Here is a 19,259-nt window from a genome sequence, read left to right as displayed (position 1 = left end):
CAGTTAAGACAAGGTTTTCGGATGGGGCAGATTCCACCGAAAGTGTGCCGCCAGAAACCGGATCGCCATGACCACAAAGGCAGCGATAAATACCGCGGGAAGTCTGCCGATACTACGGTACAGCCAGACGCAGCAGATACCGCCTACCAGAGAGGCACAGGCGTAAATATGCTTTACGAAAATATACGGTTCCTCTCCCGCCATCATGTCACGCATCAGACCGCCGCCCACGCCGGTGAGCATGCCGATAAATACCAGCAAAAAGGTATTATCCGGATAGCCGTTGTCGATGCCAGACATCACACCCAGGGAAGTAAAAATTCCCAGTCCTACAGAGTCCATGCCTAACATCGCTTTGTCATAAAAGGTTCCCAGTCTGCCGCTCAAAAGATCCTGTTTGATATAAAGCAGTATAAAAATAGCCAGTGCTGTAGCCACCGAGACACCGACATATACCGGTTTCTCCAGTGCCGAAGGTAATTTCCCAAGGATCACGTCTCTGGTCATACCACCGCCTACAGCCGTCACCACGCCCAGCACACAGATGCCGAAAATATCCATCCGTTTCCGGATCCCCACCATGGCACCTGATGCTGCAAAAGCGATGGTTCCTAAGATTTCCATGAAAAATATAATACTGTCCTGAATGTTCATAAAATAGTTTCTCCTAAAAGTTCTCCACGCTATTTTATAGTATCTTTCCCGAAATAACAATATGCCATTTGTAACTATTCTGAATAGTTTCTCTAATTTTATCTCTATGCGCGCAACAAAACCGCCACGGTAATGTGACGGTTTCGTTTTCGGGATATATCTGTTCTGTTGCAGTGTTTATTCTTTTTCCAGTTCCACCATTTCCTGATCCACACTTTCATCAGGCACTTTCTTCTCAGCTTCGTTCTTGAACTTGTCCACGGCTCTGGCAGCTACGGGGATGGCGATGTTGGTGCCGGCTCCGGCGATACAGCCTCCGGGGCAGGCCATGCCCTCGATCAGGCAGCCGTTCATCTTGCCGGCCTTGGCAAGGAGCAGGGCTTTCTTACATTCTGCCAGACTTTCCGCATGCTGAATGTTCACCGGTGTTCCCGGATAATACTTTTCGATACACTCCTTGATAGCATTGGCAACGCCGCCTGCCACGCCGTAACCTCTTCCGGCTGCGGTAGCATCCTTCATCTCATCCATGGCCTTGATCTCATCCAACAAGATTCCCTTAGCTTCGAACATACCGGTCAATTCCTCAAAAGTGATAACAAAGTCTACATCGGAACGAACGGTACGTCTGCTGGCTTCCAGCTTCTTGGAAGCGCAAGGGCCAATGAATACTACGGATGCATCCGGATGTTCCTGTTTGATCAGACGGGCCGTTGCAACCATAGGGGTTAATTCATTACTGATCTTATCAATGGTCTCAGGGAACAGATTCTTCGCCATTACAGACCAGGAAGGACAACAGGAGGTCAGGGCAAACTGCTGCTTACCGGTAGCAACCTCCTTCACGTAGTGCTCCGCTTCCGCCATACATCCCATGTCAGCGCCCAACGCTGTCTCATAGACATCCGCAAACCCCAATTCCTTCAACGCTGTCTTGAACATCTCAGGTGTCACCTTCGGGCCGAACTGTCCGGCAAATGCAGGTGCTACCTGGGCTATGATCTTCCGCCCGGACTGCATGGCACGGATCAGCTGGAAGATCTGAGACTTGTCAGCAATCGCTCCAAAAGGACAGCTTACCATACACTGACCGCAGGATACACATTTCTCATTGTCGATCACGGCTCTTCCCACATGGTCTGATGTAATAGCTCCAATACCGCAGGCAGCCTTACAGGGACGCTCTTTGTGACAGATCGCATCATAAGGGCAGATTTCACGACACTTTCCGCACTTGATGCATTTTTCCTGATCAATAACAGACTTGCCGTTTTTCATAGAGATCGCACCCTTGGGACAAACACTCTGGCAGGGATGTGCCAGGCACCCCATGCAGGAGCTGGTCACCTCATAACGGTTCTCCGGGCAGGCATTACAAGCCGACGGAATGACCTGCATCAGAGGGGGCTCGTAATATTTTTCATCAATATTACTCTCTTCCAGTCCCTGTGTCAGATGTCCGGGATGCTCACGGTTCTCCGGGCGTAAGCTCATACCCATGGCCAGACGGATGCGCTCACGGATGATTGCTCTGTCACGATAGACGCTCTCCCAGAACTCCGACTCTTCATAGTCTACGATCTTATAAGGCAGCGCCTCCATATCATCCTTCAGATTCGTGGAATTATACGCCAGATTAGCCACTTCCTTAAATACTCTTCTTCTCCGCTGTCTTACCGGAGTATCGATCCCTCTCATGCTGCTCATATCACATTACCGCCTTTTGATATTTTTTTAACACACTAACCATATTAAACCATACCGGCTCCGTAAAAGCAAGAAAAATATCTATAAAAAAATATCTATATTGTGCTCATTCAGCACAATATAGATATCTTTTTCATTAAATAGTACCAACCTGATATTGTCAATATTGGTTTACACTTTTTTCTCAAGGATGTTCGACCTATGCTGCCTCCTGTAATGAATCGTAGTATTGTTGACGCTTAATCATCGGAGGTAAGCCACCATTAGCAGAGCAGATTCTTCGGTTATTCCAATAGCTGATGAAATATCTCCAGATGAGTGTTTTTAACTGTTCTACTGTCATTGAAGTGGTATCATAACGTCCATAAAGTAATTCTTCTTTGAATCTTGCCCACATGCTTTCGCATCTGGCATTGTCGTGGCATCTGCCGCCAGCACTGTTCATGCTTTGGAGAATGCCATATTTGCTGATTGCTTTACGATATAACTCACTTGTGTACTGTGTTCCTCTGATACAGCATCAGGATATACTTCCAAAGTTGATGCTGTATCATAAAAGTAAGGGGCGGCAGCACTTTAGGCTGTCGCTCCTTGACTGCCTAACTGCAAAACCGGGCGGGGCTGTCAACGGCGGCTCTGCAAGAGCCGTTCATCTTGCCGTTGACTGGCTCGACTGGGTTTGCTATTCTTTAAGTGTTGTCTGTAAGTCGTTTGTAAAAATATCATCTCCGGCGCACAATCATTTTCTACCAAAGTAGCGGCATAAAAAATTTCATTGTCCTGCCTTTCAAAAATAAGAAGTTTCCATTTTTTTGACTGCAAATTCCGAGGCTGTCTCTTGTACAATTTCTAGTACATTGACATCTTCTGCTATATTTCCTTGACGGGGTTCCAGCTCATTGTTAGTTACCACTTCTGCCTTGCCAGCGTCCGATGCACCATAAGAGAAATTTACTATGGTAGCATTGCTGTATTTTTCAAAAGCTGCATAGTATTCTTCTTCTGTAATTACATCTGTTTCCTCTCCTTTTTTCATGGTATAAGCAGCATTTCCACTTTCGTCAAATTGCTCATAAATCCCCTCTGCCAGTCTGAGCGAACCGGATTTTTCAATTTCAAAACGCTGCATATCGTGACCGGAAGCAGCATAAATACCTGTTTCATCATAGGCGATAGGATATGCTGTTCCCATACTTTCTATTGTTCCTATGTTTTTAACTTCTTTATCTATCAAATAATATACATCACAATTAAGTGCTGCCTGATTTCCCAAACCGTCATTATATACTTGTGAGGTAACAAGTAAAACAGGTAAAGAAGAATTTGTATCAATAATTGCAAAAAGCTCATTATCTTCCAATCCTCCGACGGTTTCTCCATAAATAGCAGCGTTTTCACTACCTTTTTCTCCACATGCACATAAAGAAAAGATTAACACACATAAAGCCATATATGAAATAAACTTCTTTGCCTTATACATATTTTCAGTCTCCTTTTTTTCTTCTTTCAATGGTATAACTTATGAACAATATCACTCCGATTGCTGCCGCAATAATAGACGGTATCATTAACCGCATATAATCAATAGGGGCATTTTCGTATTGTCCTGTAACGATATATCGGTATAGCATATACTGGGTACTAAGTGTTGTGCTTTGTAGCGCAATTACATAGGCGAAATTTAATATGCTAACCATAATAAAAATCAGACCACTAATTAGCAACAGCGTCATTTTTCTGTTATGAAGATTTATTTTCATCAAATCTTCTAAAGTTATTTGCTCATCAGTTTTGTTTGCCACACCTGCTTCTCCTTCCTTTAGCAAATCATCTAATGACACATGAAAAATTCTGCTTATTTTAACGATACTTTCTAAATCAGGGGAAGTGCTATCTGACTCCCATTTGGAAATAGTCTGTCTGGATACGTTAAGTTTTTCTGCTAATTGTTCTTGTGTCATTCCCGAAAGTTTCCTTAATTGGTTGATTTTATTTCCAATTTCCATTTTGTGTCCTCCTTTAAGAGCAATTTTAAATAAAATAAACAATTTTTTCTATCAACATTGCTTTACATTTGCGCTCAAAATAATAACATTTATGAAATTGCTTGTTTTTCTGCACTTTAAGTGTTCATATAAAGGCATTTAAAACCTTATGTATGGACAATCACTTAAATATCTATTCAAAATAATTGTCTTAATAAATTGTTATTTAATGCCTTTTTATTTTTTAGGTCTTTTAGGCTGATGAAGAATTTTTTTTGCCTGTTCAATCATTTCTGCAAAAAGTGAACATTTATTGCAGAAATTGACAACAAATCTCCTCCTTGAATCACCTTCTAATTAATAGGACTCAATAATATCCCTTTGATTACCTAATGTTTTTTCTTCATAAAGGTATAATAATAGAAAAGTAAAATTGATCTTCATCATTTTGAATTACATATTCCCCATTATATTTTTCCACAATTCTTATAATGTTTTTTATTCCTACACCATGCTCATCCTGATTTATCATTTTAGTAGTAGCGATTTCATTATTATGATATATAATCATTTGATTACATGTATTTTTTACTGATAAAATTATCATCTGTTCTTCCATCATAAACTTGAACTTAATTACTTTTTTACCAATGCAATTTTCGCAGGCTTCAATTGCATTGTTTAACAGATTAGCCAAAATCACAACCAAATCTTCATCTTCCATTTTTATGTTAGATAAATCATTAACTTTAAAGACAAAGACTATATGCTTGTTAATAGCTTCTTCATATTTTGTATTTAAAATTGCATTTACTACTACTTGATTCGTGTTTATTGCATTTCGCTCTTTGAAAAAGCCCTTACTGATTTTACTAACATAATCTACTGCCCGATCATATTCTTTGTCTTTGAGCAACGCTTCTATACACAATATTTGATTTTTAAATTCGTGCGATTTTCTTTTTTGTATGTCAAAGTTTTCCGAAACAGATCGATACATCTGAATCTGATTTTTAACCTGCAATTCAAGCATTTCCTTTTCATGCAGCTTTGCATCTCGAATGACTATATCATTAATTAAATAATATACAAATACATTCATTACCACCATTCCAAACGAAATAGAATATAAAGCATTTGCTTGCATTTCATTTTCAGTATATTGAAATTCCATTAGTAATGTAATTATTGTAATAATAGTAAATACAGGGAAAAAAAGGAACTTTGTCCATTCGGCGTCTGTCAGTACTTCTGTTGACTTTTTGCCAAATTGTTTTTTTATTAGTATGATGCAAAGAAAAGAAATAACTTTACTAAAAATAATAATTAAATTCCCCTCAAGTGCATATTCTTGAGTTACTATTCCCTCTCTGGATACGATTGCACTATTTCCTGCATAAACTAAATAATCCACTAACATCAATAATCCTTGATATAATATTGCAAGCACCGCAGACTTTACTAAGCTTATTTCAAAATAGAATCGCATGATAATAGCAGTTGACATTATTGCACATAGTTGCTTAAGGACAATCCATTTTGATAATGTAAACCCGCATATATAATAAATTGCAATCAACAAAACTAATAATATTGTTCTTTTATACTTTCTATTTTCCCCAGAGCTATCGCAAAAATTTTCAAAAAATATTTTGCAGCAAATAACTTCAAATGCAATTATTGCTAAACTAAAAAAATATGTAAACATAAATTACACTTCTCCTTTATATGCAATAAATGCACTTTTAACATCCTTATACCTTGCTCTTGGTACAACAAGTTTCTGATTGTTATTCAGTATTACACTATAGCCTGTAATACTCTTTATATGTTTTAGATTTACCAGAAAACTCTGATGAATCCTTATAAATTTATATTCCATCATTTCCCTTTCCATATCATTTAATGTTGCATACAATGTATATATCAAAACCTTATCTTCCATAATATGAAACTCAAGTTTATGCAATCTGCTTTCTATATATAGTATCCTATCAACCTGTACATTTTTTTCACATTCGTTAAATTTAAAATACTTTTTTAATACAATGTAATTCATTTTATGTAAAATTGTGTCCATACACTCATATATAGACTCATCAAAATTAATAGTATTCTTCAATAAATATCTTGTCGCATCTACCTTATAACCTTCTAATGAATAATTTACGTAAGCAGTTACAAATACAATATATATATCCATACTATACTCTCTAATTTTGTGTGCAGTCATAATTCCATCTATCTCATCCATATTAATGTCGAGAAAAATAATATTATAGCCAAGTAAATCTGTCCCCAAGCCAAGTAATTCTTTCCCCGAATTAAACATATCAATTTCGGATGAAATATCCTTTTCGGATAAATATTTTAATACATATTTTTTAATATTTTCTCTAAACAACTTTTCATCATCACATATTGCTATTCGTAACATAATTTCCCCTTTCCCTTACTTTTTTACTATATGGGTGGCAATATCGTCTGTTTTTCGTTTATGCTGCAATAATTATTTTGAAAACAAATAAGAAATTCTTTAGAATAAGACTATCTATACTTTCCAATTATTTGATATAAGTCAGAATAGCAAGCTTGATATATCATTTTTGCACTCTGTAATGTCATATTAGTACGACTGAAATTCAAAATCAATAGCTTGGAAGAACTCAAATATTTATCACAGGAAGTTGAAAATTACATTATATTAATTTTTGATAATAAAATGAAGGCTGAAAACCATAGATATGTTTTCAGTCTTCATTATTATCTGCTTATATTCATTTTTGAATAATCCACTGATCGTTTGCGGGATCATACAAAAAAATAGTCTTTCCATCCATCGTTATTGCATAGTTATTAATCAGTCTGCTTCCAACCTCCTCAACATTTTCTTTATATCTTACTTCGAATCTATACACTTCATTATTATCAATTTCACCAACAACCGGATCGGTTGGTTCAAGACTATACTCTTCTTCCCATTGATTAGCACTTTTCAAGTACTCTTGCAAAATTCTTTCGGCGTCCATCATAGAGCTCGTTGGCAAATCATTTTTCCCACACTTTATGCATATACTAAAAATAACTATTACAATAATTCCAATGCTGATCAGCAAATATTTTTTAGACATTTTTGTCTCCTGTCATTATTACTAACTATAACGGAAAATTCGATAACATTTTTCCATTATAAATTTCTAAAAATAGAACATTGGCTGAATGAGTGCTTTCATTACTGGCACATGTGTATGGCGTATACTTATAAATATCAATTTCATCAATATTTCCCTCTGCATAAATAAACTCTGCAACACATCCGCCTACTCATGACTTTTTGCAAAACACTTTAATATTTATATATCTCTTTAGGTCAGTTTACAAGGAACTACACGCAGACCACGAAACGGGGGCTGCTGACAACAAATAAAGGCTGATATCAAGCACCGGGAAAGTGCGAGATATTCAGCCTGTTTTGTTGTCAGGGGTTTCCAAAGGGGCTTGCCCCTTGGCACACGACTTTGCTCGCAAAGTGTAGTGTGTTATACGCTCTGTCGGCGTTGCTGCGAAAATGCGGTTGCCACCGGGGAGGGCAAGGGCATTTGAAGCGGCAGGAAAGCAGGGCTGTGATTGCGCGGCGTGGAGCCGCAAGCGCAGGACTGGTTTCATCAGCAGACAGGGCGTATATGAATGCCCCCGTCCCTCGTCCTACGCCGAACTATGGGACAAAGTGTCCCAGACGGATAGCCACACTTACGAAAAAGCAGACGGCTTTTTCTCTCAAAATGGAAATGGGCGGGAAGCCATTTTAGGGCTTTCCCGCCTTGATTGCCCATTAGCAAAGACGGGCGGGGCTGTCAACGGCGGCGCATGAAATGCGCCGTTCATCTTGACCGTTGACTGGCTCGACTGGCTTTGCTATCTCCCCAACAAGTTATTGTTTGTTGTTTTCCCAATTATCTAAACGGGCTTGCATAGTTTCTCGCCATTCTTCACTTGGACAAGCAGTAATCAATTTTCGATACTCTTCACTTGATGGTGCTTCTATCAAATAAGACTCTACCAATTTTAGCAAATCCCACTCTACTCCATACATTCCACCTTCGGGGAAAATGTCAATCAATACGCCTACTTCTTCTCTTGTCAATGGCGTTTTTACATTGGAGAGCAATTCGTCATACATGTTGATGGTTTCTACTGTAGGGTCATCTTTCACTGCGTCTGGCATTTGACCGAGAAGTTTCAATTTTATAATTACCTCCTGCACCTTTACTCCCTCCAATTTCTCGTTCTCTATTTTCTCCCCCGCTGCGGGTTTGGATTTTTCAGCAAGTCCGACTTCTGTGCAATCTTTTTCAGCCACTTCTTTTCTTCCTCGGACAGCTTTTTCAAATTCAGCTTGAGCCGCTTACAGATAAACGCCAAAGCCGCTTGCTCCGGGTCGCTGTCTGGACTGGCAGTTTCCTCGGCGGTCTGCAAGAAATCTTCCAGCGGATTGTCCTCCGGAACGCTGAAAAAATCATCCTTATGGGCTTCCCGCAGGTCAAGGGCTATCTTGTTTATGTCTTGCTGTATCACATAGCGGCAAAAGCTGTCATCGTCAATATGGGCGGCGACAAGCTGCCTTAACTGCGGGTCGGACAAGCCGGGATTGTGCTGCTTCATAATGGTTGCGCTCATAATATCCACAATGGCATTTGCGCTCTGTACCTGCCTGACTGCCGTTCCGTTCACATAGATTTCAAGGTCAGCCATGAGCCGGGGAAAATCAGGGTGCGCCGCCAGCTCACACAAGAGGGAATTATTCACCCGCCCACTTTTCAATAGTTCAATCATATCATCACTCAAACACAGGTCTGCAAGATCGGCGTTTGGGTGATTTTTTGTTTTAGAGCGTCCCAGCAGGTAATCAACGGTCACTTCATAAACCTTTGCCAGCTGGATAAGGGCATGGTGGCTGATGTCTTTGAGATTGTCTCCCTCATAACTGCCTAAAGCAGATTTGGAAAGGTGAGTTTCCTCCGCAAGCTGTTCCAGCGTCAGCCCTCGTTCCACACGCAGGTCTTTCAATCGTTCTTGTATGGATAGTTCCATGCACTCCCTCCTTGTCTGCTTGATAATTTGGAAGTTATTCGCACAATTCCTTACGGATATTTTCGCAGTCTTTCGCCATTTCCAGCATATCTTCATCATCTACCATTTCATGAAGATCATATTCGAGCGGAGAAGCACAGAACTCTGCTAAAGCCCGATTCATTGCTTGATCCTCCTCTGGCGTAGTTATGATTTTTACAAACCTATCTCGTTTTTCCCCATCAAACAGATTTTTTATATTGAACCCACCACTTTTCTTACTCTCAAGAATAAGTGCTGCCAAATCAGTTGCCAAATCAATAGCATAATAAAATTCGTGACATTGGCCCTCCGAATCAATGTATTCTAAATTGGGTGAGATATGGAAATTCCAGTTTAGTTTGCTAAGGCCAGTATCATTGAATATCTCACTCAGAGGTATTTCAGTTTTGCCTTTGTCATAGAGGTAGTCCACCAAGGTCAGGCTATCGTCTGTGCCACCGATATAGTTATACCAATATTTTTTAATATACATTTATCTCCTCCTTATCACTTCCGCTTTGTCGTTCTGTTTTTTTATTATATCACAATTCCGAGAGCGTGGAAATAGGGAGTTTTCCGGGCTGATTTCCTACCTTTCGGATATACGGCACAGGCGGTCGAAAAAGTGTAGACTTGTGGTAGTTCATCGATGAGCTGCACCTTGAAAAATGAATGACCGTCCGAAAAGGAATACCCCGGCAGGGGAAGCACCGCAAGGAGCCAACTTCTGGACACTTTGTCCAGAGGTCACTTCGGGACAACTTGTCCCGAAGCTGTGGGGAGCGTGCCAACGCCGGAACACGCCGCAGGAATGGGGCAGGAAGCCTTTTCGGGGAGAACGGCAACGGAAAGCAAAATGGAGGAAACACATGAGAGAGAACCCATATAAACGACTGCCGCCCATAGAGCGCAAGCAGGACGGTTCCCTTTACCGCATGACACCGGCACAGAGGAAACAGGCAAACGCCCTGATCCGCCGGGAGTGCTGCAACTGCGAGGACGGGAACTGTATGCTCCTTGACGATGGGGATACCCACACCTGCCCCCAGACCATTTCTTTCTCGGTCTGCTGTAAGTGGTTCCGCTGGTCGGTCTTACCGCAAATCGGGACGCTGGAAGCAGAGATTTTCCGGGATAAGGACTTGAAACGCTGTGCGGTCTGCGGCAGAGTGTTCGTCCCTAAATCCAACCGGGCGAAATACTGTCCCGACTGCGCCGCCAGAGTTCACAGGCGGCAGAAAACAGAAAGTGAACGGAAAAGGAGGTCTACTGTGGACAGTTAGGGGCTGAAAAGTCCTTGATTTTCAAGGCTTTGCAAGCACAGAACAGGGGCAGGCAATAGAAACTACCGTCTGCCCCCGGAAACAGGCTTCTAACCGTCCACAAAACACACCATGACAAACACCATTTATATTCATCAGCCGGAAAAGGCGGTCAGCTTTACCCGGCTTCCCAATTTCCTTTTTGAAGCCCCCACATTCACACCCCTGTCCAACGAAGCAAAGGTTCTGTACGCCTTTATCCTGCGCCGGACGGAGCTATCCCGCAAGAACGGCTGGGCGGACGAATACGGGCGCATTTACCTGTACTATCCAATCTGTGAGGTAGTCGCCCTGCTCCACTGTGGGCGGCAGAAAGCCGTCAACACCCTGCGGGAATTGCAGTATGCGGAGTTGATTGAGATTAAGAAGCAGGGCTGTGGAAAACCCAACTGTATTTACCCAAAATCCTATGAAGCGGCTCCAAACACCGACTTCAAGAAATCCGGTTATGGAACGCCGGAGGACTGAAAACCGCACTCATGAAGTATGGAAATCACTCCCCGGAAGTACGAAAACCGGACGGTATATAGAAATACAAAGATAAAAAGATTGATTTATATTCTATCCAGTCCAATCCTATCCGAGCTAATTCCTGTGAGATTTTCCCTGTGGAAAACCCCGGATAGGAAAGGGATGGGGAAAGGAGCAGAATGGCACAACACGCAATTTTGCGATTTGAAAAGCACAAGGGCAACCCGGCAAGACCGCTGGAAGCCCATCACGAACGACAGAAAGAGCAATACGCCAGCAACCCCAACATTGACACCAGCCGGAGCAAGTACAACTTCCATATCGTCAAGCCAGAGGGACGCTATTACCACTTTATCCAAAACCGCATTGAACAGGCTGGCTGCCGCACCCGCAAGGACAGCACACGGTTTGTGGATACGCTGATTACCGCCAGCCCGGAGTTTTTCAAGGGTAAGTCCCCAAAGGAGGAACAGGAATTTTTCCAGAGGGCGGCTGATTTCTTAATCGGGCGGGTAGGCCGGGAAAATATCGTGTCGGCAGTGGTACACATGGACGAGAAAACACCCCATCTGCATTTGGTCTTTGTCCCGCTGACAGAGGACAACCGCCTGTGTGCAAAGGAGATTATCGGCAACCGGGCAAACCTGACAAAGTGGCAGGACGATTTTCACGCCTATATGGTGGAGAAATATCCTGACTTGGAGCGTGGGGAAAGTGCCAGCAAGACAGGCAGGAAGCATATCCCCACCCGTCTGTTCAAGCAGGCGGTCAATCTATCCAAACAGGCAAGAGCCATTGAAGCCACGCTGGACGGCATTAACCCGCTGAATGCCGGAAAGAAAAAAGAGGAAGCCCTCTCCATGCTGAAAAAGTGGTTCCCACAGATGGGGAATTTCTCCGGGCAGTTGAAAAAATACAAGGTCACAATCAATGACCTGTTAGCGGAAAATGAAAAGCTGGAAGCAAGGGCAAAAGCCAGTGAAAAAGGCAAGATGAAAGATACGATGGAACGGGCAAAGCTGAAAAGCGAACTGGACAATTTACAGCGGCTGGTTGACCGTATCCCGCCGGAGGTGCTGGCAGAACTGAAACGGCAACAGCGGCACACAAGGGAACGGTGATTGATGGCAGAAAACATTTCACGCCGCAGCATGGCGGCACTGCACTTTGAAAATTAAATACGGAGGTACTATGGAGCATATCAGATACAAGAAAGAAACCGAAGTCGTGACTTTTCAGGGAAAGGAAATCACGCTGGAAAATCTCTCTCCGGTGTTCACGCCGGAGCAGGAAGCGGCAAAACGCCGGGAGCTGGAACAGCAGCTTTATGAGGTGTTCCGCAAGTATGCCGACAAACGGCAGAGTGAGGAAGCCGGGGCATAAGGTTTTCCGAAGCCATCGTTGATTTGCGGGGCTGCTGGCGGTATAATAAAGCTGTCAGCAGCTCCGTTTCTTTTTTAAGAAAAGGAGCGACAATATGAATAATCGAATAGACGCAATCTATGCAAGACAATCGGTGGACAAAAAGGACAGCATTTCCATTGAAAGCCAGATTGAATTTTGCAAATACGAGTTGAAAGGCGGTAACTGCAAGGAATACACAGACAAGGGGTACAGCGGCAAGAACACAGACCGTCCGAAGTTTCAAGAACTGGTGCGGGACATCAAGCGGGGCTTGATTGCAAAGGTCGTGGTTTACAAGCTCGACCGTATCAGCCGTTCCATTCTGGACTTTGCCAATATGATGGAGCTGTTCCAACAGTACAATGTAGAGTTTGTGTCCTCTACGGAAAAGTTTGATACCTCCACCCCGATGGGGCGGGCGATGCTGAATATCTGTATCGTGTTCGCCCAGCTTGAACGGGAAACGATACAGAAGCGGGTGACGGACGCTTATTATTCCCGCAGCCAGCGAGGCTTCAAGATGGGTGGGAAAGCCCCTTACGGCTTCCATACAGAGCCGATTAAGATGGACGGTATCAACACAAAGAAGCTGGTGGTAAACCCGGAGGAAGCGGCAAATATCCGGCTGATGTTTGAGATGTACGCCCAGCCCACAACCTCCTACGGGGACATTACCCGGTACTTTGCCGAACAGGGAATTTTATTCAACGGCAAGGAACTAATACGCCCCACGCTGGCGCAGATGTTACGCAATCCTGTCTATGTGCAGGCAGACCTTGATGTGTACGAATTTTTCAAAAGTCAAGGGACAATCATTGTCAATGACGCTGCCGACTTTACGGGGACAAACGGCTGTTATCTGTATCAGGGACGGGATGTGAAGCCCAGCAAGAAAAACGACTTGAAAGACCAAATGCTGGTGCTGGCTCCCCATGAGGGCATTGTCCCGGCGGATATATGGCTGGCCTGCCGCAAGAAGCTGATGAACAACATGAAAATCCAGTCCGCCCGGAAAGCCACCCATACATGGCTGGCGGGAAAAATCAAATGCGGGAATTGCGGGTATGCTCTTATGAGCATTAACAATCCTGTGGGAAAGCAATATCTCCGCTGCACAAAACGGCTGGACAATAAAAGCTGTGCCGGGTGCGGGAAAATCATCACTTCGGAACTGGAAGCGGTTGTTTATCAGCAGATGGTGAAAAAGCTGGAAAAGCACAAGACGCTGACGGGCAGGAAGAAAGCGGCAAAGGCAAACCCGAAAATTGCCGCCCTGCAAGTGGAACTTCTCCATGTGGACAGCGAAATTGAAAAGCTGGTGGACAGTCTGACGGGTGCAAACAATGTTCTGCTCTCCTATGTGAATGTGAAGATAGCGGAACTGGACGGGCGCAAACAGGAACTTGTGAAGCAGATAGCCGAGTTGACGGTGGAAGCCATCAGCCCGGAGCAGGTCAATCAGATTTCCGGCTACCTCGACACATGGGACAATGTATCCTTTGACGACAAGCGGCGGGTGGTGGATTTGATGATTACCACCGTTGCCGCTACAAGCGACAGCTTGAACATCACATGGAAAATCTGACGGGCGGCACACCTCCTGTCAGATACCTACCCTGTGTAGTCCCTTGTAAACTGTACTTTATCTAAATAGTAATATTTTTTTTCATTACAAACAATATCTTTTGCAGAAAGTAACTGTTTTTTGCAGAAAATGATCAACTATATCCGTTCAAGTCTCAGTTTCGTCCAGAATAAAATAGGCATGTATCAATTCTACGGTTCTCCAAAGGAGATTTGCTTGTAAAATAAAAACAGGACCCTCCGTATTTCACGGAAGATCCTGTCTGAAGAATCCTGTATTTATTTGCTCATAACGACTCTCTTAAAGTTCTTCTTACCTCTGCGGACTACCAGACCCTCTCCGTCAAACTGCTCGGGATCGTAAGCGGTCTTCACATCTGTAACCTTTTCATCCGCTACGACAACACCGCCCTGTTCTACGGCACGTCTTGCTTCACTGCGGGATGCGGACAGTCCGGATTTCACCAGAACACCGAGAATATCAATCTTACCATCGGTAAAGTCTGCCTCTGTCAGCTCACTGGTAGGCATTTCTGCGGCGTTGCCGCCGGTAAACAGTGCTCTTGCACTCTCCTGTGCCTTCTTAGCCTCTTCCTCGCCATGTACCAGATTGGTCAGTTCGTATGCCAGAATTTCCTTCGCCTGATTTAACTGGCTTCCTTCCCATTTGTCCATCTCATCGATCTGCTCCAGAGGCAGGAAGGTCAGCATGCGCAGGCACTTCAGGACATCAGCGTCCGATACATTTCTCCAGTACTGGTAGAACTCGAAAGGTGTAGTCTTGTTGGGATCCAGCCATACGGCACCCTTCTGGGTCTTACCCATCTTCTTGCCCTCGGAATTCAACAGCAGGGTGATGGTCATGGCGTAAGCATCCTTGCCCAGCTTTCTGCGGATCAGTTCCGTACCACCCAGCATGTTGCTCCACTGGTCGTCACCGCCGAACTGCATGTTACAACCGTATTTCTGATATAAGGTCAGGAAGTCAAAGCTCTGCATGATCATGTAGTTGAATTCCAGAAAGCTTAAGCCCTTCTCCATTCTCTGCTTGTAACACTCTGCAGTCAACATACGGTTAACACTGAAATGTGCTCCCACATCTCTTAACAGTTCCACGTAATTCAGGTTCAGCAGCCAGTCCGCATTATTGACCATCAGTGCCTTACCATCGCTGAAATCAATAAAACGGCTCATCTGTTTCTTGAAACAGTCTACATTATGCTGAATGGTCTCCTTGGTCATCATGGTACGCATATCGCTTCTGCCGGAGGGATCACCGATCATCGCAGTTCCTCCACCGATCAGAGCGATCGGCTTGTTACCTGCCATCTGCATTCTCTTCATCAGGCACAGTGCCATGAAATGTCCCACATGAAGGCTGTCTGCGGTAGGATCAAAACCGATGTAGAAGGTAGCCTTTCCGTTATTGATCAGTTCCTTGATCTCCTCTTCATCTGTCAGCTGTGCCAATAGTCCTCTTGCTTTTAATTCATCAAATACTGTCATTTTCTCTTCTCCTTTTTGTGTTTTTTACCCTGTATACCTTTTTACATTTTGGGGGATTCGGCTTAAAAGGCACAAAAAAAGCCCGCCCCTTTTTCAAAAGGACGAGCTTGATCACTCGTGTTACCACCTAATGTTCCCGCCAGACTCACATCTGACAGCTCAGTAAGTATCTATCAATACTTTCGGCCGATATCGGTGCCTGCCGTCCTGATCTACTCGTTCGGGATCCTCTGATAAAATCTACTGATCCTTCTCTTTCCACCGGCTGCTCCGGGATGTATTCCTGCTCTGCTTCTGTGCGCCTCTCACCGACCGGCTGCTCTCTGTCAGAAGTGGAGGAACAGTACTTCTTCCCTTCATCGCATTCTTCTTATCCTATGTTTGCGCTAAACATGAGCTTATTATAGCCAGTTTGCATTTTTCTGTCAACACCAAAAATACGATTTATTCTTCCGGCCAGGGCAGGTGGGATACTTCCAGCTTCTTGTCACGAAGCATCAATTCTTTTACCGCCTGATCCGCGGGCTTACCATCAAAGAGCACTTCATTTACCTGCTCGATAATAGGCAGCTGAACATCATATTTTTTCGACAGTTCCATGGCAGCCTTGGCGGAATACACGCCCTCTACCACCATCTGTACTTCCTTCATGGCTTCCTCGTAGGTCTTGCCCTGTCCGATGAGGATACCGGCACGACGGTTGCGGGAATGCATGCTGGCGCAGGTCACGATCAGATCTCCGATACCGGTCAGACCGCAGAAGGTCTCAAAATTACCACCCATGGCAGTACCAAGTCTTGCGATTTCGGTAATGCCTCTGGTGATCAGCGCAGCCTTCGTATTATCTCCGTAGCCCAGTCCGTCTGCGATACCGGCAGCCAGTGCCACTACATTTTTCAGTGCACCGCCCAGTTCAATGCCCAGTACATCCGGGCTGGTATAGACACGGAACACTTCGTTCATGAACAGATTCTGCACATATTCCGCGCAGCTTTTGCTCTTAGAACCCGCTACGATCGTTGTAGGAATCCCGCGGCTGACTTCCTCCGCGTGGGTAGGTCCGGACAGCACCGCTACCTGTGCCTGCGGAATCTCATCTTCGATGATCTGCGCCTGGGTCATCAGGGTATGCTCCTCGATTCCCTTGGAGACACTGACAATTTTCTGTCCCTGTGCCACCAGCGGGCTGATGCGATGTGCTGTGCTTCTGGTATAGGAGCTTGCCACTGCCATGACCAACAGGTCCTTGCCCTCGATGGCCTGTTTATCATCCGTCGTAAAGATCATATCCTCCGGAAGCTTTACTCCCGGCAGCATCTTGTGCTCATGCTTCTCCTGAAGCATCTGAATCTCTGCGGGAACCGCAGACCATACCGTCACCTCATGTCCGTTCTTATGTAATACCACTGACAGGCCGATGCCCCAGCTTCCACCACCCAAGATACATACTTTTGCCATAATTATTTGTCCTCCCCTGAGATTTCCGTCTGCGCTTCGGCTGATTTCTTATTCTTGAACAGATAAGTCTTCCTCTCGTTCCCGTGGATCAGACGCACAATGTTCTGTCTGTGCTTCCAGTAAGCCATAACCGTAAGAAATGCAGTGATGGCATACATTTCATACAGCTGTGACTGTGGCATGGCACCGAACAGTCCCATCTGTCCGCAGACTACCATCTGGATCATAAATCCGGCATATACAAGCAATGATCCCAGCGAAACATAATGTGTGGTCAGGAAAGTGCCGAAAAACAATACCACACCCATCACGATAAAATAAGGATGGAACGAAAGAATCAGACCTGCAGTGGCAGCGATTCCTTTTCCTCCCTTAAATCCCATGTAAAATGGGAAGTTATGTCCGATGACAGCTCCTGCACCGGTGTACAGGCACAGCAGATAAATATTCTCCGGATGTCCGGTACTGAATAAGGCTCTGGTGATGCACACGGCAATAATACACTTTAAGCAGTCTCCCGCCAGTACGATCAGTCCTGCCTTGGTTCCCAGCACTCTCAGGGCATTGGTGGTACCGGCATTGCCGCTTCCGTACTTACGGATATCGATTCCTTTTGCCTTCCCGTAAAAGTATGCGGTCTGAAACAGGCCGAACACATAACCGATGAGTAAACAGATAACACGTTCCATTATTGATCTTTTTCCTTTCGTTCTCTGATAATAAACCGGAGGGGGGTTCCCTTGAAGCCAAAGGTCTCCCGGATCTGATTCTCAATATATCTGGTATAGGAGAAATGCATCAGCTCCTTATCATTGACAAAGATTACAAAGGTAGGGGGCTTTACCGCTACCTGGGTAATGTAATACAATCTCAGTCTCTTACCCTTGTCGGAAGGTGGCTGCTGCATGGCCACGGCCTCTGCCATGATCTCATTCAGCACACCGGTAGCCACACGCATGGCGTGATTCTCACTGACGATATCGATGGTCTCGAACAGCTTGGGCAGTCTCTGTCCTGTTTTCGCAGAGACGAACAGAAGCTCTGCATAGGGCATGAAGGATAAGGTATTACGCACCTTTTCGGTAAATTTATAAATGGTCTTGTCATCCTTTTCGATAGCATCCCATTTGTTCACCACGATGATCGTAGCCTTTCCTCTCTCATGGGCGATTCCGGCGATCTTCGCATCCTGCTCCGTAACACCTTCCTCTGCATCGATCATCAGTACCACCACCTCGGCACGCTCTACGGCACTGACGGTACGGACGATCATATAACGCTCCAGTTCTTCCTTGATCTTGTTCTTCCGGCGAAGACCGGCAGTATCAATGAAGACATATTCTTTGCCGTTATAAGTGATCTCGGTATCCACCGCATCTCTGGTGGTACCCGCGATATCAGAAACGATCAGACGGTTCTCACCCAGCAGTTTGTTGATCAGGGAAGACTTGCCGACATTGGGCTTTCCGACGATGGCCACACGGGTGCGGTCATCCTCTTCTTCCTCTGCCTGTTCCTTATCAAAATATTCCGTTACGGCCTCCAGCATGTCACCGATTCCCAGACGATTCACCGCAGAGATCGGATGGGGATCGCCAATACCCAGATTGTAGAATTCGTAGACATCCGCCATATACTTCTGGAAGCTGTCCACCTTATTGACCACCAGTACCACGGGCTTGTGGGAACGGCGCAGCATGTCTGCCACCTTGGAATCCGCATCCACCAGTCCCTGCTTTACATCCACCAGGAAAATGATCACGTCTGCAGTCTCCATAGCGATCTCTGCCTGTTCCCGCATCTGGGACAGGATCACGTCCTTGCTGTCCGGCTCGATACCTCCTGTGTCGATCAGGGTAAATGTCATATCCAGCCAGTGGATATCCGCATAGATACGGTCTCTGGTAATACCGGGTGTATCTTTCACAATAGATATATTTTCGCCAGCCAGTGCATTGAACAGGGTGGACTTACCGACATTCGGGCGTCCCACCACCGCAACGATGGGCTTGGTTTTTCTCTTTGCCATAATTTCCTCCGTTTCTTATTTACCATC

General features: G+C 44.5%; 21 protein-coding genes and 1 other annotated feature. Of the genes, 6 read left to right on the top strand and 15 right to left on the bottom strand.

Features of this window, described 5'->3' with window-relative positions; translation table 11 throughout:
- Nucleotides 1-3: 3 nt before the first annotated feature.
- From DW835_RS12985 to DW835_RS12945, 8 genes are all read right to left on the bottom strand, one after another.
- Nucleotides 4-654, bottom strand: a complete 651-nt coding sequence (locus tag DW835_RS12985; protein ID WP_022312996.1) for a trimeric intracellular cation channel family protein — start codon at nt 652-654, stop codon at nt 4-6.
- 177 nt (nt 655-831) lie between these two features.
- Nucleotides 832-2,352 (bottom strand): 4Fe-4S dicluster domain-containing protein, encoded by a 1,521-nt coding sequence (locus DW835_RS12980; RefSeq protein WP_118504722.1) that lies wholly within the window; start codon nt 2,350-2,352, stop codon nt 832-834.
- A 208-nt stretch (nt 2,353-2,560) separates the two neighbouring features.
- Nucleotides 2,561-2,806, bottom strand: coding sequence for an integrase core domain-containing protein (locus DW835_RS12975; RefSeq protein ID WP_006855993.1), 246 nt, complete (start codon nt 2,804-2,806; stop codon nt 2,561-2,563).
- Nucleotides 2,807-3,148: 342 nt separating this feature from the next.
- The gene (locus tag DW835_RS12965) at nt 3,149-3,841 is read right to left on the bottom strand and encodes a hypothetical protein (protein WP_178708366.1); all 693 of its coding nucleotides are present in this window, start codon (nt 3,839-3,841) and stop codon (nt 3,149-3,151) included.
- Nucleotides 3,842-3,845: 4 nt separating this feature from the next.
- Nucleotides 3,846-4,367: a helix-turn-helix transcriptional regulator gene (locus tag DW835_RS12960; protein ID WP_022154496.1), complete on the bottom strand. Its 522-nt coding sequence runs from the start codon at nt 4,365-4,367 to the stop codon at nt 3,846-3,848.
- A 382-nt stretch (nt 4,368-4,749) separates the two neighbouring features.
- Entirely contained in the window at nt 4,750-6,054 is a 1,305-nt protein-coding gene (locus DW835_RS12955; protein WP_243037173.1) for a sensor histidine kinase, read from the bottom strand.
- A 3-nt stretch (nt 6,055-6,057) separates the two neighbouring features.
- The gene (locus DW835_RS12950; RefSeq protein ID WP_117466466.1) at nt 6,058-6,783 is read right to left on the bottom strand and encodes a LytTR family DNA-binding domain-containing protein; all 726 of its coding nucleotides are present in this window, start codon (nt 6,781-6,783) and stop codon (nt 6,058-6,060) included.
- Nucleotides 6,784-7,123: 340 nt separating this feature from the next.
- The gene (locus DW835_RS12945; protein ID WP_118669752.1) at nt 7,124-7,477 is read right to left on the bottom strand and encodes a hypothetical protein; all 354 of its coding nucleotides are present in this window, start codon (nt 7,475-7,477) and stop codon (nt 7,124-7,126) included.
- Nucleotides 7,478-7,914: 437 nt separating this feature from the next.
- Here DW835_RS12945 and DW835_RS18060 point away from each other — a divergent pair, with 437 nt between their 5' ends.
- Nucleotides 7,915-8,217, top strand: coding sequence for a hypothetical protein (locus DW835_RS18060; protein WP_182430319.1), 303 nt, complete (start codon nt 7,915-7,917; stop codon nt 8,215-8,217).
- 60 nt (nt 8,218-8,277) lie between these two features.
- Here the strand turns inward: DW835_RS18060 and DW835_RS12930 are convergent, their stop codons facing one another.
- From DW835_RS12930 to DW835_RS12920, 3 genes are read right to left on the bottom strand one after another with little or no spacing between them, the layout of a single operon-like run.
- Nucleotides 8,278-8,706, bottom strand: a complete 429-nt coding sequence (locus tag DW835_RS12930; protein WP_243037172.1) for a hypothetical protein — start codon at nt 8,704-8,706, stop codon at nt 8,278-8,280.
- A complete protein-coding gene (locus tag DW835_RS12925; protein ID WP_118731273.1) occupies nt 8,637-9,437 on the bottom strand; it encodes a helix-turn-helix transcriptional regulator in 801 nt (266 codons plus the stop codon). The genes DW835_RS12930 and DW835_RS12925 overlap by 70 nt, the downstream gene beginning before the upstream one ends.
- Nucleotides 9,438-9,471: 34 nt before the next feature.
- Entirely contained in the window at nt 9,472-9,951 is a 480-nt protein-coding gene (locus DW835_RS12920; RefSeq protein WP_020225661.1) for an imm68 putative immunity domain-containing protein, read from the bottom strand.
- A gap of 376 nt (nt 9,952-10,327) precedes the next feature.
- Between DW835_RS12920 and DW835_RS12915 the strand changes: the two genes are divergently transcribed.
- The 5 genes from DW835_RS12915 to DW835_RS12890 all read left to right on the top strand — a co-directional run bounded on the left by DW835_RS12915 (nt 10,328) and on the right by DW835_RS12890 (nt 14,240).
- Entirely contained in the window at nt 10,328-10,741 is a 414-nt protein-coding gene (locus DW835_RS12915) for a cysteine-rich VLP domain-containing protein (protein WP_118731272.1), read from the top strand.
- A 111-nt stretch (nt 10,742-10,852) separates the two neighbouring features.
- Nucleotides 10,853-11,248: a replication initiator protein A gene (locus tag DW835_RS12910; protein ID WP_118731271.1), complete on the top strand. Its 396-nt coding sequence runs from the start codon at nt 10,853-10,855 to the stop codon at nt 11,246-11,248.
- Between the two features lie 182 nt (nt 11,249-11,430).
- Entirely contained in the window at nt 11,431-12,372 is a 942-nt protein-coding gene (mobV, locus tag DW835_RS12900) for a MobV family relaxase (protein WP_118731270.1), read from the top strand.
- A 70-nt stretch (nt 12,373-12,442) separates the two neighbouring features.
- A complete protein-coding gene (locus DW835_RS12895) occupies nt 12,443-12,634 on the top strand; it encodes a hypothetical protein (protein WP_002566025.1) in 192 nt (63 codons plus the stop codon).
- Nucleotides 12,635-12,728: 94 nt separating this feature from the next.
- A complete protein-coding gene (locus DW835_RS12890) occupies nt 12,729-14,240 on the top strand; it encodes a recombinase family protein (protein ID WP_118439450.1) in 1,512 nt (503 codons plus the stop codon).
- A gap of 278 nt (nt 14,241-14,518) precedes the next feature.
- Here DW835_RS12890 and tyrS read toward each other — a convergent pair whose 3' ends face one another.
- From tyrS to der, 4 genes are all read right to left on the bottom strand, one after another.
- Complete coding sequence (gene tyrS / locus DW835_RS12880) at nt 14,519-15,745, bottom strand: tyrosine--tRNA ligase (protein WP_022153339.1); 1,227 nt, start codon at nt 15,743-15,745, stop codon at nt 14,519-14,521.
- 94 nt (nt 15,746-15,839) lie between these two features.
- Nucleotides 15,840-16,114, bottom strand: a binding site (T-box leader).
- Nucleotides 16,115-16,189: 75 nt separating this feature from the next.
- Nucleotides 16,190-17,203 carry an NAD(P)H-dependent glycerol-3-phosphate dehydrogenase gene (locus DW835_RS12875; RefSeq protein ID WP_118504680.1) on the bottom strand — a complete coding sequence of 338 codons (1,014 nt, stop codon included), beginning with the start codon at nt 17,201-17,203 and terminating at the stop codon, nt 16,190-16,192.
- A 2-nt stretch (nt 17,204-17,205) separates the two neighbouring features.
- Complete coding sequence (plsY, locus tag DW835_RS12870; RefSeq protein WP_022313001.1) at nt 17,206-17,892, bottom strand: glycerol-3-phosphate 1-O-acyltransferase PlsY; 687 nt, start codon at nt 17,890-17,892, stop codon at nt 17,206-17,208.
- On the bottom strand, nt 17,892-19,232 hold the full coding sequence (der, locus tag DW835_RS12865; protein ID WP_022313002.1) for a ribosome biogenesis GTPase Der: 1,341 nt from the start codon (nt 19,230-19,232) through the stop codon (nt 17,892-17,894). The genes plsY and der overlap by 1 nt, the downstream gene beginning before the upstream one ends.
- Between the last annotated feature and the right edge of the window lie 27 nt (nt 19,233-19,259).

It is taken from the genome of Clostridium sp. AM34-9AC (assembly GCF_003480225.1).
GTDB classification, from domain to species: Bacteria; Bacillota; Clostridia; order Lachnospirales; family Lachnospiraceae; genus Acetatifactor; species Acetatifactor acetigignens.
Note: the sequence above shows the minus strand (reverse complement) of the source record. Positions and strands in the feature narration are given on the sequence as shown.